This is a genomic window from Streptococcus oralis (genome assembly GCF_001579175.1).
Lineage (GTDB): Bacteria > Bacillota > Bacilli > Lactobacillales > Streptococcaceae > Streptococcus > Streptococcus oralis_O.
Genome location: NZ_KQ970759.1, coordinates 340,303 through 354,603, shown reverse-complemented (window position 1 = coordinate 354,603; position 14,301 = coordinate 340,303). Strand labels below are relative to the sequence as shown.

Below are 14,301 nucleotides of genomic sequence, written 5' to 3'. Positions count from 1 at the left end.
GACCATTATCTGAAATTCTTCATTGGAAAGCGTGATTCCTTTACCCATTTTGGTATGGTCGGGGCTCCAAGTTCGAATATCAAACTTTGCTGGAGCACCATTAAAGCTAACTCGATTTAGTTCTTTTGTCCATCCTTTTTCATTTTCGGACAAGGTCAGTAAGTGTTCTTCGATTTCAAATGTAAATTCTGCCATTTTAACTCCTTTATGTGATATGCTTTCACTAGTCTATTCGTAAAAATCTTGTGGTTTTTAGGAAATTTTTATATAATATGGATAGATAAGAAGGGAGGATCTTATGAGACAAACATTTAAACTTGTACTAGATAAACTACAGGGTTTTCTCAATGGAAATGCCGAACCTCATCAAACCGAAGACAACTCCCTAACAGCTACAATCAAGCAGGCTATCCAGAAAAAATCTGCTGTTCATGTCATACTAGCTGAGACAAGTTTTACGGGTGATATTGTTAAATACGATACCAACCGTCAACAAATTATCGTCAAGAATTTTTCAAAAAACGTAACTCGAATCATTCGTATCAGTGATATTAAACGACTTCGTTTCGTTCCCTCAACTGTACAAAAAGCACAGAAAAGTCTATTTAAGAAAGAGTGAGATCTTCATTGCATCCCACTCTTTTTCTTAACGAATTTGTTCAAAATGAAGATGAACGGCGATATGATCACCATAACCACTTCTCTCCAAATCACGTTGCAAGCGATAAGAGATATAGTGCTCCGCAATAGTAATGTAGCCTGCACCTAACAGACGATTTTCAACCATTGATTGGATCATACTGATGGTCGCACGTTCTACTTTTGCTTCTTCCAAGTCCAAGACTACTTTTTTAGTAATTTGAGCTAGGTTTTGACGTAGATCATCTGTCAAAACATAAACTGTCTGAGCTGCTTTGAGGACAGCTTGGTAAATTTTATCTGGATCAAAGTCGGCAACTTCTCCGTTACGTTTGATTACTTGCATAAGGTTCTCCTTTATTCTTTGTTTTCTTTGATTTCTGCCAGCATTTTTTCTTCTTCTGCTGTTAGTTGATAGTTTTCTAGCAAATCAGGTCTGCGCTCGTAGGTCTTCTTTAGACTTTCGTAAAGTCGCCACTGGCGAATCTTTTCATGGTGCCCACTCATGAGCACATCTGGCACCACCATGCCTCGATAGTCATAAGGTCGTGTGTACTGAGGATATTCGAGAAGTCCTGAAGAAAAGCTATCATTCTGGTGACTAGACTCCTTGCCAATCACTTCTGGAATCAAGCGAACAGTCGCATCTATCATGGTCATAGCCGCCAATTCACCACCAGTCAAGACATAGTCTCCTAGGGAAATTTCATCGGTTACCAAGGTCTTGATGCGCTCGTCATACCCTTCATAGTGACCACAGATAAAGATCAGTTCCTCTTCTTGGGCCAAATCCTCAGCGTAAGCTTGATCGAACTGTTTCCCAGCAGGATCGAGAAGAATGACGCGGGGATTTTTCTTTTCAATGGCGTCAAAGGCATCGAAAATAGGTTGGGCACGGAGCAACATTCCTTGACCGCCTCCGTAGGGCTCATCATCAACATGACGGGCCTTTTCAGCGTATTCTCTGAAATTATGGTACTGGATATCCAAGAGCCCTTTTTCTCGAGCCTTCCCAACAATCGAGTGCTCCAGCGGAGAAAACATCTCAGGAAAGAGGGTTAAAATATCAATCTTCATCATCTAACCCTTCTAAGATTTCCACTTGAACCCGCTTGTTTGGAATATCAACATGGAGAACTACTGGCGGAATGTAAGGTAAAAGCAAATCACGCTTACCTTTTCGCTTGACCACCCAGACATCATTGGCACCTGGTTGTAGGATTTCCTTGATAGTTCCTATCAAGTTGTCTCCCTCGTAAACTTCCAAACCAATAATCTCGTGATAGTAGAATTCTCCATCGTCTAAGTCATTTAGGTCTTCCTCAGCAACCTTGAGGCTATACCCCTTGTACTTTTCAATCGCATTGATATGGTACATGTCTTTAAATTTGATAATATCAAAGTTCTTTTGCTTACGATGACTAGCGATGGTCACTGTTTGGACAAACTGATCTTTTTCATCAAATAAAGCTAGCTCTGCCCCTTTTTTAAAGCGTTCCTCAGCAAAATCCGTCACAGACAAGACTCGCATCTCACCCTGCAGACCCTGCGTATTGACGATTTTCCCAACATTAAAGTAGTTCATCTTGTCTCCTGTATCTATTTCTATCCTTTATTTTATCACGTTCCAAGGATTTTCACAAGTTGGATAGGTCCTACCTTACAAGTCTACTACCTCTTCAAAAAAATCACCAACTATCTGATTAAACTCTTCAGGATGATCATTCATCGGTTGGTGTTTACTGTCTGAAATCGTTACTTGACGCGCATTGGGATTGAGAGAAATGATACCATCATAGATTATTTTTAGGTGTTTGGGAAAATCATTTTCTCCTCTTACTAATAGCATGGGAGGATTTCCTTTATATCCTTCTATCTCATGGACTGCCAAGAAACCTGTGATTCCAAGGTTCAAGAAAACATCTCGCCCAGTTTCTATAATGGCCGTCTTGACCAATTCTCTTGTGATAGGATTATCTGTACACATTTTTGAGTTCTTATCTGCAATCACCTTCCAAGGAATCGTCTTGTACATAAGAGAACTATATTTGATTCGACCTCTTTCTTTCTCTGATAAGTATCGATGCTGTCCCCAACTATCTACCATGACCAAGGCTAGGACTCTTTCTGGATGGCGATAGGTATACTCTTGAAGTGGATTTCCTCCCCAAGAATGACCAACCAATATCACCTTATCCAGCTTAAAATAGGACAAAATGGAATCTACATCTTGAATAGCGCCTTCCAAGTTGGGTAGCCCAACTTTCATAGGTGATTCACCCTGACCTCTAACATTTACAAAGTAAAGGTCAAATCCATCAAAAGCATCATACTGGTGGGCCCACATCTGACTACGGCCACAAGCTCCATGATAAAAAATAATATGCCCTTTACTTGCGTTTCCAGGACGATGATAAACAACCAAATCACAATCTACGACTGCTATAAGGTGACGTTTCAACATCTCGTGTTCTCTGTTATAAAAAGCAATAGCTTCAGCAATATCATTTGGCTTCATTACTACATTCGCTCCTCTTTATCCTGATATCATTCTTTGTATCTATTTTAACACGCTATATTAAAATCATCGTTTTCTAAACTTGATTTCATTAAAAATTTTGAATTTTCTGTACAATATAGATAAAGAAAAAGACTGCTAAGCAATCTTTACTTTTTTCTCATCAGATTCATGCCTAAAATTCCAAAAATAATCAGAGCAGCTCCAATCACATGGTAGTTATAAATCGGTTCGTGGAGGATAAGAGCCCCAGCTAGAATAGTCAAAACTGTTCCAAGATTACCAAAGACACTAACAGTTGATGCTCCAAGTCGAACAATAGCATAGATAGAGAGACTACCAGTCACGATAGAGGCTAGTATTCCCAAATAGAGGATGGAAAGCAGATAGGGTAGCTTTCCAAGCGGCTCTACGTAGGCTAATATGTTGCCATCTAGATAGTGCGAGGTCAGGCTTAGCATATTAAAGGTGACGAAGCCAACAAATATCACAACAGCTGTCATATCCATAGCCCGATAGCGACCTCCTTTGGACTTGCTGAGGATATTATTTATTGCATTGGCGAGAACAGATCCCAACATCAAGACAAAGCCCAAGCTAGCAGTCTCTGTACCAAAGTTCGCTCCCTTACTAAGGAAGATGAAAACTACTCCTGCTACGGATAAAAGTAAAAAGAACTTTTGTAGCAAGCTTGTCTTTTCCTTGAGAAAGACTGATGCTAAAAGGAGAGTAAAAATCGGGACAAGCGCTTGTAAAATTCCCGCTTCAGAAGACGATATATACTGTAAAGCAAAGGATTGGAAAATAAAAAAGAGGAGTGGATAGAAAAGACTCATAGGAAGAATAGACAGAATATCTCTTCTACTTAAACTCACTTTGATAAGTTTGGTTTGATGAAGGACGATCAATACCAAAGCTGCGATTGTATAGCGATGCGCTAAGTTCGTTAGAGGACTGGCATAGCCCAAAGCAATCTTAGTAAATAAAAAAGAAAAACCAATGATTGCTGAAAAGGATAAGGCTGCTAGGTAAGCTTTTGTTTTCTCGTTCATAGAATGTTACTCCCTTTAAAAATAGCTATTCTCAAGATTGATTGGCTAGAATTCTTTGAGACTGTCTATCCATTGTAGCATAGTAAAATCCTAGATGCTATTTCTAGGATTGGTATTTTATTCCTTCTTTCACCGTTTATCTATTACATTAGCTAAAAAGGATTCAGCCAGTCTAATCTGCTTTTCTCGTTCTTGTCTCACAAGTTCTAGCTTGTCTGCCTCTTGTAGATTCCTTACTTTGATAGCATAATCCGCGGAAACGATGGCGTGTCCTCTCATATGGGCTGTTGAAATAGCTTGTACAAAGACTCTGGCAGCGTACTTAGCGATTTGATTTTGGGCATTTTTAGAGAGGAGATTTGCTGCGAAACCTGCTTTTCTCAACTCATGAGGTGAGAACTCATTTCTCAATCGTGCATCAAAAGCCTCATAAGATTGCCGAATTATTTTATTTTTCTCACCTTCATCACCGATATCAATTAAAGATAAGAAATCTCGCGAGTTCTCTAATGCCCATCGAGCTAGTTCTTTCTGAGGAAGTCTATCCAGTATTTGTTCTAGTTCCAATCTTTTCTCAGAGTCGTCCCAAATGGCAACTTTGTAAGGACTAGGTAGGTGATTCATTTCAGTCTTATAGGCAGTTCGTTCAAACTCGTTCCATGCATAATCCTCTGGTTTCATTGCTTTCTCTATTCTTTCTTACTAGCTAGCGTAAGCTAGGAGAAACCTTTCATATTAGTGAAAAGAGATTACTCCTAGTTCTCTTGGAAGTTATCCAAAAATCCTTCCAAATCTCGTTCATGTTGGTACTTAATGGCAGCCTTCTTATCTTTGTCAAAGATGCTTTTGGTTAGGTCAATATCGTTAATGGCCGCAATTGCGACAGTGTAGTGAATAATATCTGCCAGTTCTTTGGCTAGTTCCTCATTTGAGTCCTGGACACCCTCTTTTCGACCAGAGCGGCCATTCAAGACCTCTGCTACCTCTCCGACTTCCTCCACTAGCTTGATAAAGAGGCCTTCCTCAGTTCGAGATTGCTGGTAATGTTCGAGTAAGTAAGCTTGTAATTGTCTAAACGTTAAATCCTTCATCTTCTCCTCCTCACAAAAAAAAGCGAGACTTCTGTCCCGCTTTCTTTATTTTTCATCGATAACGATTCTTACTTTTTTGTCTTCAGTTGGGACAGAGTAGACAATCGTTCTTATCGCAGAAATAGTGCGACCCTTACGACCGATAACACGACCGACATCGCTCTGGTCAAGATCCAAGTGATACTCCAAAAACTCTGGTGTGTCTTCGATCTTGATAGTTAAGGCATCAGGTTGTGAAATCAAAGGTTTCACAATCGCAATAATGAGATTTTCAATCGTATCCATCTGTCAACCTACTTTAAACTTATTTTGAGAATTTAGAATCGTGGAATTTTTTCAATACGCCTTCTTTTGAAAGGATGTTGCGAACTGTATCTGAAGGTTGAGCTCCATCAGCCAACCATGCAAGAACGCGGTCTTCCTTCAAAGTTACTTGGTTTTCAGCAACAAGTGGGTTGTAAGTCCCTACTGTTTCGATGAAACGTCCGTCACGTGGTGAACGTGAGTCTGCTACGTTGATACGGTAGAAAGGTTTTTTCTTAGAACCCATACGAGTCAAACGGATTTTAACTGCCATTTTTTAATGTCTCTTTTCTTATTTTTTTATTTCGGTGAAATAGCTGAGCTATTTAGCACATGTTCTATTATAGCAGATTTTCGAGAGGTGTCAAGAAAAAAACTTGACAGAGTTTAAAATTTTTATTTTTTTAGAAATTTATTAGACTAATAGGGATAAATTAGAAAGAGAAACTTTATGAATACTGGTCTAGAGAACATTTACAAAGACCATCAGGTTAAGCTTTACATCTCTCCTGATCGTGATATCGAGACTTGGCTACTAAATCCCAAGCCTGTCCCAAAACGAAATAGAAGACAATCTTCTGGCAGGTGATATTATCCTCCTCTGGAGAATCAACTTTGGTACTTTTACCACCGAAAGCTGGTTTTAAAAACTCCCATTCGAATATGATTCAAAATTCGCTTAAAATAAATGTTTTCCCACTTTTTCAGAAAAAATTTTCATCTAATTTGAATAACTTTTAATTGAATGATGTGATATATGAAGTGTTGTAAATGCTGTATTGTAGCTGATTCTTAACGTTTTGAGAACTGGCTAGCTTAACGGGCTTTCTTAAGACCTGGTTTGAACAGAGTTAGTTTTAATAAATTTCAAACCCCTTTAAAATCAGCGTTTTTCCTTGTTTACAGAAAGCGGATTTTCATATAATTTCAACTAATTTGATTCGAATTGAGCTACTAAATACCAAAATTCACACCATTATTGTTTAAGTGATTTTCTAACAGTCACTTGCTTTTTGTATCAACGCTTTTCTACAAAATCTAAAATATCTTCATAGGTTAATAAGGAAACAATCTGTTCAACAGTTAAATGAAATGTTTTTTATTTTTGATATACAATAAATCATGTTTTATAAATATCATATCGCCTTTATGGTTATGGAGATTACTTTGTCAGGGATTTTAATCTCATTTGAAAGAACTTTTCTACACGATAAAAATATTATAGGTTATCTTGTATATTTGAGATATTGACAATTTGGTTAGTTAATGTTAAGATATACTTACCGACAACTATATCGGTAAGGAGGAGCAAATGAAAAGAGAAAGGCTAACAGCAAATGAAAGAAAATTAGAAATACAGAATATTGCGTTTGAAGTTTTTACAATAAAGGGATATAAAAACACAAGTATGCATGATTTAGTACAAGCTACCGGACTATCCGCAGGAGGATTGTATCATCATTATAAAAGTACATCTGAAATTCTTTACGACATGATGATCCGAGGTTGTAAATATAGGGAAGATATTATTAAAAAAAAGATAGCTGAAATTCCAAACCCTTTAGGTATAGAGGTATTAGCTGAACTAATGGTTGATAAGGCGCTTTCCAACAATATATTTGTTCCAATATATGTTATGTTCTTGCAGTCGATGCAGGAAGATGAAACCTTACAACAACTTTATAAAGATATAAGGGATAGTAATATAAGGGATTTTGAGCAAATGTTAGAGGAAAACGGAGGTTTGACGATTTCTAAAGAATCTTGGAATTTACTCAATGATTTGATTAATACTTTCATCTTAGGTTGTGAGACATTGGGTATCAGAGAACATTTAATTTCACAACGTCACATTCTTAAAAAAATGGTTATTGACGTTCTAATAGAAAACGAAGAAGAGGTGTAATTGTATGAATAAAAATAGTAAAGAGCTGTTAACAGAGCAGCCATTACAAATATTAATTAAGCTATCATTACCTGCGATATTAGGAATGATTGTTATTGGAGTATATCCGTTAATGGATGGTATTTTTGCGGGTCAAATACTTGGTGAAAAAGCCATGACGGCAGTAGGCATTGCTACCCCATTTACCTACATCAATACAGGGATTGCTACCTTGATTGGTGTAGGATCAACATCTTTACTTTCCAGAGCAATTGGAGAAGGAAATCAAAGAACCATTGACAAAGTTATGGGGAATCTTTGCTTTTGGGTTTTGTTATTGTCAACAATCGTTACAATATTAGGGTATTTATTTTGCGGACAACTTCTTATGATATTTGGAGCTAAGGGAGAACTTTTAAATCTTTCTACTCGTTATTTACGAATTATTTTTCTTGGATCCATATTTGTGAATTTTGCACAGGCAGCTAATATGGTGATGCGTGGTGAGGGTTTAATGAAACGAGCCATGTTAATTATGTCATTGGGAGCAGGAATAAATATAGTATTAGATCCAGTTTTAATGATAATGTTTAGAGAACATGGAGTTGAGGGAGCTGCTATTGCTACAATAACAGCACAATTTATTCAGGCAGTATTTACGCTTTGGTATTTTAAGAAAAAAAGTGAAACTGTAAAAATTGGCTTGATAAGAAAAGAAAATGAAATAATAGGAGAGATGTTTTCGGTAGGAGTTTCTGCTATGCTTATGCAGGTGCTTACTATTATTCAACAGAGTTTTCTTTATAGTCAGGCATTTAGATATGGGGGAGAAACTTCAGCAGCCATTATGGCAGTATCATTAAGAATACAAGCTTTTTCTTTCATTCCGCTATGGGGAATGAGTCAAGGATTACAACCTGCTATTGGTGCCAATTTCGGAGCGAAGCAATATAATAGGGTAAAAAAAATATTTAATGTTTTTACTATTAGTTCCATTGTATTGGCAGCTTGTTTTTGGATACCGGCAGAAGTATTTGCTAAACAGATTCTTAATTTATTTGGATTGTCTGATGAAACACTATTTTTAGCGGTTCCAAACTTTCGTATAATGTATAGTATTTTCATTGTTTATGGGGTAATGATTATGATTATGACATTTTTCCAAGCGATTGGAGATGGTAAAACAGCTGGTGTTTTAGTTATGCTAAGGCAAGTAATTTTATTTATTCCAACCATGATTTTTCTTCCATACATATTTGGAGCACAGAGTATTTGGTATGTTATACCTATAGTTGATGGTATTGTTGTATTGTTGGGATTGCAGAGATATTTTACAACAGTTAAGAAAATGAAATAACTAATAAATTATGTAGAAGAGCAGTAAATCGAAAGGTTTACTGTGACTCTTGATGTAAATAAAGATAAATTAACTATTCTAGGAGTTCAATTTGATAACTTCCCAGATTTTGATACCGTTTGGTATGCTATCGGATCATCAATGATTGAAAATTATGAACCTACTGTTCAAGATGTGATTGATTTAAAAGCTCATGTTATTAACAGACGAAAGGAATTAAATATTGGTTTCCTAAATACTTCAAGTACACTTATAGCATTGATGCCCCAAAAGATTTAGAAATATCTGTTGAAAAAGGCTATGCTCTTGTCGAAACTGTCTTTGACTCGCTTGATCATCTAAATACCACTATGAAAGAGAATATCCTCAAAAGCAAGGAGAGTTACAGTACTTTCTAAGATTAGGGTTCCAGATTTGGACCAATCCCTTCGTGACAACTTTTCAGGAGAAGAATTAGCAAGTTACTTTTCAATTCGTGGTTACAAATTGACTCCAAAGGGAGAGCAGATACTGGAACAGTACCAGGACATTATCGACCGTCATCCAAAGAAAAATCTCTAAGCAAGCGACTTTCTGGTCGGCTTCCTCTTAAACTACCTTGTCACTAATATTTGAAATCCCCTTACTTTTAAGGTACAATGGTAGAAATGAATTTTTGAGAGGTTAACAATGAAAAAACTAGCAACCCTTCTTTTACTATCAACTGTAGCCCTTGCTGGATGTACTAGTATCCAACGTGGTCTCCGGGGTGATGAGTATGTCGACTCTAGCATCTCAGCTGAAGAAAGCTCAAAAGCAGCTGCTCAGGCTGCCAAAGATTTGAATGACGCATTGACCAATGAAAATGCCAACTTCCCTCAACTTTCTAAGGAAGTTGCTGAAGATGAAGCTGAGGTCATTTTACATACAAATCAAGGCGATATCCGCATCAAACTCTTTCCAAAACTAGCACCACTAGCAGTTGAAAACTTCCTTACTCACGCTAAGGAAGGCTATTATAACGGCATCACCTTCCACCGTGTCATTGATGGCTTTATGATCCAAACTGGAGATCCTAAGGGAGATGGTACAGGGGGCCAATCTATCTGGCATGATAAGGACAAAACGAAGGACAAGGGAACTGGTTTCAAAAATGAAATCTCACCTTACCTATACAATATCCGAGGAGCCCTTGCCATGGCTAACACTGGTCAACCAAACACCAACGGTAGCCAGTTCTTCATCAACCAAAACTCGACAGACATTTCTGCTAAACTCCCTACAAGCAAGTATCCAAAGAAAATCATTGAAGCCTATAAAGAAGGTGGAAATCCTAGCCTAGATGGTAAACACCCTGTTTTTGGTCAAGTCATCGATGGTATGGACGTTGTTGACAAGATTGGCAAAGCTGAAAAAGATGAGAAAGACAAACCAACGTCTGCTATCACCATTGATAGTATCGAAGTGGTGAAAGACTACGACTTCAGTAAAAAATAAGCCATCAACAGATAAGGAGACGATGACATGATTTTATTTTGGGGTTCTAAAGGTTATCAGAAAGATTTGGGACATACGCAAACTGCGTTCGAATGTGGTCATTGTAACAATGTCGACACTTGGGAGATCGTAGAAACTGGGCGCAAGTTCACCCTCTACTGGATTCCACTTTTTCCTTATGGTAAAAGTTACTTCGTTTCTTGTCCGATTTGCCACTACGGTAAAAAAATTGAGAAATCTGAAGTTGAAATCTTTTTAAATTACTAGTCAAAAAAGCCAAGTCATTTCGACTTGGCTTTTTTACTGCTTTTAAGTTAGCTTGTTAAAGTCCCAGATTTGGTCCATCCAGCCTTCATAGAAGTCTGGTTCGTGGCAAACCATAAGAATGCTTCCTTTGTATTCTTTAAGCGCCCGTTTGAGTTCTTCCTTAGCATCCACATCTAGGTGGTTGGTCGGCTCGTCCAATACTAAAACGTTGTTTTCACGGTTCATCAAGAGACAGAAACGCACCTTGGCTTGTTCCCCACCTGACAAGACCTGAATTTGACTTTCAATGTGCTTTGTTGTCAAACCACAACGAGCAAGGGCTGCACGGACTTCTGCTTGGTTAAGGGCAGGAAAGGCATTCCAGACAGCCTCTAGTGGTGTTTGACGATTTCCACCTTCTACTTCCTGTTCAAAGTAACCAAGTTCTAGGTAATCACCGCGTTCAACTTCTCCAGCGATTGGTGGGATAATGCCCAAGAGAGACTTCAAGAGGGTTGTTTTCCCGATACCATTGGCTCCAATTATTGCAACCTTTTGATTGCGTTCAAAAGTGAGATTTAAGGGCTTGGTAAGGGGACGGTCATAACCAATCTGCAAGTCCTTAGCTTGGAAAATAAAGCGACCAGGAGTACGAGCCGGTTTAAAATCAAAGGATGGCTTTGGTTTCTCGCTTTGGAGTTCAATGATATCCATCTTGTCGAGTTTCTTTTGACGGGACATGGCCATATTACGCGTTGCGACACGCGCTTTGTTTCGAGCGACAAAGTCCTTGAGGTCCGCTATCTCTTTCTGCTGACGTTCATAGGCAGCCTCTAGCTGAGATTTCTTCATAGCATAGACTTCTTGGAACTGGTAATAGTCACCAGAGTAACGCGTCAACTGTTGATTTTCCACATGGTAGACAATATTGATTACGTCGTTGAGGAAAGGAATATCATGCGAAATAAGGACAAAGGCATTCTCATAGTTTTGAAGATAACGCTTGAGCCAGTCAATGTGTTCAGCATCCAGGTAGTTGGTTGGCTCATCAAGCAACAAGATATCAGGCTTTTCAAGGAGAAGTTTAGCCAAGAGTACCTTGGTTCTTTGTCCACCTGACAAGGCTGTTACGTCTGTATCCATACCATAGTCCATGACACCGAGGGCACGCGCCACTTCATCAATCTTGGCATCTAAAGTATAAAAATCACGACTCTCCAAACGGTCTTGGAGTTCGCCAACTTCTTCCATCAGCGCATCGATATCTGCGCCCTCTTCTGCCATTTCCATATAGAGTTCATTGATACGAACTTCTGCTTTAAAAAGCTCATCAAAGGCTGTCCGCAAAACATCACGAACGGTTTGCCCTTCTTTTAGCACAGCATGCTGGTCCAGATAGCCAGCAGTCACATACTTAGACCACTCCACCTTACCTTCATCTGGCAACATTTTACCAGTCACGATGCTCATAAAGGTTGATTTTCCTTCACCATTGGCACCGACTAAGCCGATATGCTCTCCCTTGAGGAGACGGAAGGAGACATCTTCAAAAATTGCACGGTCACCAAAACCGTGACTCAGATTTTTAACTTCTAAAATACTCATTTTAATTCCTTTGTAAGTTTAGTTACATTTAATTTTCTGTAGAGAACCCAAGCTAGATAGCCTCCCAGGGTATTGATCCACAAATCATCAATCTCAAAGACGCGATTAAAGTCGAAGAAAAAATCTAAGACCAGCTGCGTACATTCAATTCCTAAGCTCAGAAGAAAACTGAGAAATAGGATTTTTTTCGTTTTTCGTAAGTTTGGACAGAGGTAGAGCAGTTGAAAGACCAGCGGGAAGAGCAAGAAGACATTTAAAATGTTCTGCAAAAAGATCCAAATGACTTGTCCCAAACTGGTCACTTCACCCAGATTCCAAAGGGAGTTTAAGGGAGTTAAAAGAAAAACCAGGCGTCCAAAAGTTTGAATACCTGGAGTTTCCACTCCTGTAGGAAGTTGAGGCTGGGGAGTAAAGCAAAAACAAATAATGCATAGACTATAAACAGCCACTCCTAATCTTAAGATTAATTCTCTTTTTCTAGTCATTTTATGGATTTACCGCTGCGACTGCCTTCTGGCGGTCACGTTTCATTGTATTAGAACGCAATTGTCCACAAGCTGCATCAATATCTGTACCGTGCTCTTGACGGACAACACAGTTAACCCCTTTTTTCTTGAGGGTATCGTAGAAGGCCATCACGCGCTCTTTAGGACTACGGCTATATTGGTCATGTTCACTAACTGGGTTATAGGGAATCAAGTTTACATAAGACAATTTCTTGATGTTCTTGAGCAACTCAGCAAGCTCCAAGGCTTGTTCAACTCCATCATTGACTTCATTGAGCATGATGTATTCAAAGGTCACACGACGATTTGTTGTTTCGATGTAGTACTCAATGGCTGCGAATAGCTTTTCAATCGGAAAGGCACGGTTAATTTTCATGATGCTTGAACGCAATTCATTATTGGGTGCGTGAAGGGAAACAGCCAGATTGACCTGTACGCCTTCATTAGCAAAGTCACGAATTTTATGGGCCAAACCTGAAGTTGAAACTGTGATGTGACGAGCACCGATAGCCATCCCCTTGTCATCATTGATGGTACGGACAAAATTCAAAACATTGTTATAGTTATCAAATGGTTCACCAATTCCCATGACAACGATATGGCTGACACGTTCGTCCTGACCACGCTCATCAAAGTATTTCTGAACCAACATGATCTGAGCTACGATTTCCCCGTTATTGAGATCACGTTGCTTCTTAATCAAGCCTGATGCACAGAAGGTACAACCGATATTACAACCGACCTGAGTGGTCACACAGACTGACAAACCGTAGTGTTGACGCATCAACACAGTCTCAATCAACATGCCATCTGGCAACTCAAAAAGATACTTAACAGTACCGTCAGCCGACTCTTGTACGATGCGTTGTTTCAAAGGATTTACGACAAACTGCTCATTGAGCTTGGCAATCAAACCCTTGGAAAGGTTAGTCATTTCTTCAAAGGACTGGACACGTTTACGGTAGAGCCATTCCCAGATTTGATCTGCTCGGAATTTCTTTTCTCCTTGTTCTAATACCCATTCTTGCATGGCTTGACGTGTTAAACTATAAATAGACGGTTTCATCTCTTCTCCTTATTCTCTATCTATTTCTGACGAATGACAAAATGGCGCTGTCCCTTGTCCTCTTTCTGAGACTTTTGGTCCTTATGACGACGTCTATTTCTCTTATCCGCATTTGGCTTTCTCTTGTTTTGCGAAGGTTTCTTTCCTCTTCTAGGAAGGTTTTCCTCTTCCTTTTTACGCATTTTCTTGTCAAACGACGCACGCTTAGGTGCTTGATTTTCTAAGACAAAATAAGCACAACCATAACTACAGTACTCTAAAAGATAATCCTGTAAGCGACTGATTTTTTCAATTTTTTCCTCAGTTCGATCGTCTTTGTAAAAACCGCGAAGGCGAAGCTGTTCATTGCTCCAGTCCCCCACGACATAATCAAACTTGGTCAACACTTCTGAGAAGCGCTGATTAAAGACGGTCACATCGAAAGCCTCCTTGATATTTTCAACCAAGGTAAAAGCAATCCCTTCAGTCTCAACCTTATCCCCATTTACCTGAAATTCTGGGCCAGGAAACTTGTTATAATTGTATAATTCAGGTGCAATTTCTTTACGCATAGTCTT

The 14,301-nt window shown here is 38.8% G+C and carries 20 protein-coding genes and 1 pseudogene; 7 read left to right on the top strand and 14 right to left on the bottom strand.

Annotated elements, in window-relative coordinates; translation table 11 throughout:
* Positions 1-195, bottom strand: a 195-nt coding sequence (locus SORDD24_RS01820) for a YdbC family protein (protein WP_061406939.1), incomplete at its 3' end; no start/stop codon positions are given.
* A 103-nt stretch (positions 196-298) separates the two neighbouring features.
* Between SORDD24_RS01820 and SORDD24_RS01815 the strand changes: the two genes are divergently transcribed.
* Entirely contained in the window at positions 299-619 is a 321-nt protein-coding gene (locus SORDD24_RS01815) for a hypothetical protein (protein ID WP_061406937.1), read from the top strand.
* A gap of 27 nt (positions 620-646) precedes the next feature.
* On the opposite strand, the gene SORDD24_RS01810 is transcribed toward SORDD24_RS01815, so the two are convergent.
* From SORDD24_RS01810 to rpsP, 9 genes are all read right to left on the bottom strand, one after another.
* On the bottom strand, positions 647-985 hold the full coding sequence (locus tag SORDD24_RS01810) for an ATP cone domain-containing protein (RefSeq protein ID WP_061406935.1): 339 nt from the start codon (positions 983-985) through the stop codon (positions 647-649).
* A gap of 11 nt (positions 986-996) precedes the next feature.
* Complete coding sequence (trmD, locus tag SORDD24_RS01805; protein WP_061407872.1) at positions 997-1,716, bottom strand: tRNA (guanosine(37)-N1)-methyltransferase TrmD; 720 nt, start codon at positions 1,714-1,716, stop codon at positions 997-999.
* Positions 1,706-2,224: a ribosome maturation factor RimM gene (gene rimM / locus SORDD24_RS01800; RefSeq protein WP_061406933.1), complete on the bottom strand. Its 519-nt coding sequence runs from the start codon at positions 2,222-2,224 to the stop codon at positions 1,706-1,708. Before rimM ends, trmD begins: the two co-directional genes overlap by 11 nt.
* 75 nt (positions 2,225-2,299) lie before the next feature.
* Entirely contained in the window at positions 2,300-3,157 is an 858-nt protein-coding gene (locus SORDD24_RS01795; RefSeq protein ID WP_061406931.1) for an alpha/beta fold hydrolase, read from the bottom strand.
* Between the two features lie 149 nt (positions 3,158-3,306).
* Positions 3,307-4,209, bottom strand: a complete 903-nt coding sequence (locus tag SORDD24_RS01790; RefSeq protein ID WP_061406930.1) for a DMT family transporter — start codon at positions 4,207-4,209, stop codon at positions 3,307-3,309.
* Between the two features lie 129 nt (positions 4,210-4,338).
* Positions 4,339-4,890, bottom strand: a complete 552-nt coding sequence (locus SORDD24_RS01785; RefSeq protein WP_061406928.1) for a putative immunity protein — start codon at positions 4,888-4,890, stop codon at positions 4,339-4,341.
* Between the two features lie 74 nt (positions 4,891-4,964).
* On the bottom strand, positions 4,965-5,300 hold the full coding sequence (locus tag SORDD24_RS01780; RefSeq protein ID WP_061406925.1) for a MazG nucleotide pyrophosphohydrolase domain-containing protein: 336 nt from the start codon (positions 5,298-5,300) through the stop codon (positions 4,965-4,967).
* A 45-nt stretch (positions 5,301-5,345) separates the two neighbouring features.
* Positions 5,346-5,585 carry an RNA-binding protein KphA gene (kphA, locus tag SORDD24_RS01775; protein ID WP_000379617.1) on the bottom strand — a complete coding sequence of 80 codons (240 nt, stop codon included), beginning with the start codon at positions 5,583-5,585 and terminating at the stop codon, positions 5,346-5,348.
* Between the two features lie 19 nt (positions 5,586-5,604).
* Entirely contained in the window at positions 5,605-5,877 is a 273-nt protein-coding gene (rpsP, locus tag SORDD24_RS01770) for a 30S ribosomal protein S16 (RefSeq protein ID WP_000268760.1), read from the bottom strand.
* 177 nt (positions 5,878-6,054) lie between these two features.
* Here rpsP and SORDD24_RS11960 point away from each other — a divergent pair.
* The 6 genes and pseudogenes from SORDD24_RS11960 to SORDD24_RS01740 all read left to right on the top strand — a co-directional run bounded on the left by SORDD24_RS11960 (position 6,055) and on the right by SORDD24_RS01740 (position 10,588).
* A pseudogene (locus SORDD24_RS11960) lies at positions 6,055-6,250 on the top strand (hypothetical protein).
* Positions 6,251-6,915: 665 nt separating this feature from the next.
* Positions 6,916-7,509: a TetR/AcrR family transcriptional regulator gene (locus SORDD24_RS01765; RefSeq protein WP_061406923.1), complete on the top strand. Its 594-nt coding sequence runs from the start codon at positions 6,916-6,918 to the stop codon at positions 7,507-7,509.
* A 4-nt stretch (positions 7,510-7,513) separates the two neighbouring features.
* A complete protein-coding gene (locus SORDD24_RS01760; protein WP_061406921.1) occupies positions 7,514-8,845 on the top strand; it encodes an MATE family efflux transporter in 1,332 nt (443 codons plus the stop codon).
* Positions 8,846-8,887: 42 nt separating this feature from the next.
* Positions 8,888-9,124 carry a hypothetical protein gene (locus tag SORDD24_RS01755; RefSeq protein ID WP_061406920.1) on the top strand — a complete coding sequence of 79 codons (237 nt, stop codon included), beginning with the start codon at positions 8,888-8,890 and terminating at the stop codon, positions 9,122-9,124.
* 390 nt (positions 9,125-9,514) lie between these two features.
* Positions 9,515-10,321, top strand: coding sequence for a peptidylprolyl isomerase (locus tag SORDD24_RS01745; RefSeq protein ID WP_061406916.1), 807 nt, complete (start codon positions 9,515-9,517; stop codon positions 10,319-10,321).
* Between the two features lie 27 nt (positions 10,322-10,348).
* Positions 10,349-10,588 (top strand): zinc-ribbon domain-containing protein, encoded by a 240-nt coding sequence (locus SORDD24_RS01740; protein ID WP_081103483.1) that lies wholly within the window; start codon positions 10,349-10,351, stop codon positions 10,586-10,588.
* 42 nt (positions 10,589-10,630) lie between these two features.
* Here SORDD24_RS01740 and SORDD24_RS01735 read toward each other — a convergent pair whose 3' ends face one another.
* Genes SORDD24_RS01735 through SORDD24_RS01720 form a run of 4 tightly spaced genes read right to left on the bottom strand, consistent with a single transcriptional unit; the run spans position 10,631 to position 14,295 of the window.
* Complete coding sequence (locus SORDD24_RS01735; protein WP_061406913.1) at positions 10,631-12,172, bottom strand: ABC-F family ATP-binding cassette domain-containing protein; 1,542 nt, start codon at positions 12,170-12,172, stop codon at positions 10,631-10,633.
* Positions 12,169-12,657, bottom strand: a complete 489-nt coding sequence (locus SORDD24_RS01730) for a VanZ family protein (RefSeq protein ID WP_061406911.1) — start codon at positions 12,655-12,657, stop codon at positions 12,169-12,171. The genes SORDD24_RS01735 and SORDD24_RS01730 overlap by 4 nt, the downstream gene beginning before the upstream one ends.
* Before the next feature lies 1 nt (position 12,658).
* The gene (gene rlmN / locus SORDD24_RS01725; RefSeq protein ID WP_000804754.1) at positions 12,659-13,744 is read right to left on the bottom strand and encodes a dual-specificity RNA methyltransferase RlmN; all 1,086 of its coding nucleotides are present in this window, start codon (positions 13,742-13,744) and stop codon (positions 12,659-12,661) included.
* 20 nt (positions 13,745-13,764) lie between these two features.
* The gene (locus SORDD24_RS01720; protein WP_061406909.1) at positions 13,765-14,295 is read right to left on the bottom strand and encodes a YutD family protein; all 531 of its coding nucleotides are present in this window, start codon (positions 14,293-14,295) and stop codon (positions 13,765-13,767) included.
* Positions 14,296-14,301: the final 6 nt, after the last annotated feature.

What these genes read in the sequence shown, in the direction of transcription:
- SORDD24_RS01790 (WP_061406930.1), bottom strand. Translation starts at nt 4,209, where the DNA reads ATGAACGAGAAAACAAAAGCTTACCTAGCAGCCTTATCCTTTTCAGCA.
- trmD (WP_061407872.1), bottom strand. Translation starts at nt 1,716, where the DNA reads ATGAAGATTGATATTTTAACCCTCTTTCCTGAGATGTTTTCTCCGCTG.
- SORDD24_RS01730 (WP_061406911.1), bottom strand. Translation starts at nt 12,657, where the DNA reads ATGACTAGAAAAAGAGAATTAATCTTAAGATTAGGAGTGGCTGTTTAT.
- SORDD24_RS01795 (WP_061406931.1), bottom strand. Translation starts at nt 3,157, where the DNA reads ATGAAGCCAAATGATATTGCTGAAGCTATTGCTTTTTATAACAGAGAA.
- SORDD24_RS01745 (WP_061406916.1), top strand. Translation starts at nt 9,515, where the DNA reads ATGAAAAAACTAGCAACCCTTCTTTTACTATCAACTGTAGCCCTTGCT.
- SORDD24_RS01740 (WP_081103483.1), top strand. Translation starts at nt 10,349, where the DNA reads ATGATTTTATTTTGGGGTTCTAAAGGTTATCAGAAAGATTTGGGACAT.
- rlmN (WP_000804754.1), bottom strand. Translation starts at nt 13,744, where the DNA reads ATGAAACCGTCTATTTATAGTTTAACACGTCAAGCCATGCAAGAATGG.
- SORDD24_RS01760 (WP_061406921.1), top strand. Translation starts at nt 7,514, where the DNA reads ATGAATAAAAATAGTAAAGAGCTGTTAACAGAGCAGCCATTACAAATA.
- SORDD24_RS01765 (WP_061406923.1), top strand. Translation starts at nt 6,916, where the DNA reads ATGAAAAGAGAAAGGCTAACAGCAAATGAAAGAAAATTAGAAATACAG.
- SORDD24_RS01735 (WP_061406913.1), bottom strand. Translation starts at nt 12,172, where the DNA reads ATGAGTATTTTAGAAGTTAAAAATCTGAGTCACGGTTTTGGTGACCGT.
- rimM (WP_061406933.1), bottom strand. Translation starts at nt 2,224, where the DNA reads ATGAACTACTTTAATGTTGGGAAAATCGTCAATACGCAGGGTCTGCAG.
- SORDD24_RS01720 (WP_061406909.1), bottom strand. Translation starts at nt 14,295, where the DNA reads ATGCGTAAAGAAATTGCACCTGAATTATACAATTATAACAAGTTTCCT.
- SORDD24_RS01815 (WP_061406937.1), top strand. Translation starts at nt 299, where the DNA reads ATGAGACAAACATTTAAACTTGTACTAGATAAACTACAGGGTTTTCTC.
- rpsP (WP_000268760.1), bottom strand. Translation starts at nt 5,877, where the DNA reads ATGGCAGTTAAAATCCGTTTGACTCGTATGGGTTCTAAGAAAAAACCT.
- SORDD24_RS01810 (WP_061406935.1), bottom strand. Translation starts at nt 985, where the DNA reads ATGCAAGTAATCAAACGTAACGGAGAAGTTGCCGACTTTGATCCAGAT.
- kphA (WP_000379617.1), bottom strand. Translation starts at nt 5,585, where the DNA reads ATGGATACGATTGAAAATCTCATTATTGCGATTGTGAAACCTTTGATT.
- SORDD24_RS01785 (WP_061406928.1), bottom strand. Translation starts at nt 4,890, where the DNA reads ATGAAACCAGAGGATTATGCATGGAACGAGTTTGAACGAACTGCCTAT.
- SORDD24_RS01780 (WP_061406925.1), bottom strand. Translation starts at nt 5,300, where the DNA reads ATGAAGGATTTAACGTTTAGACAATTACAAGCTTACTTACTCGAACAT.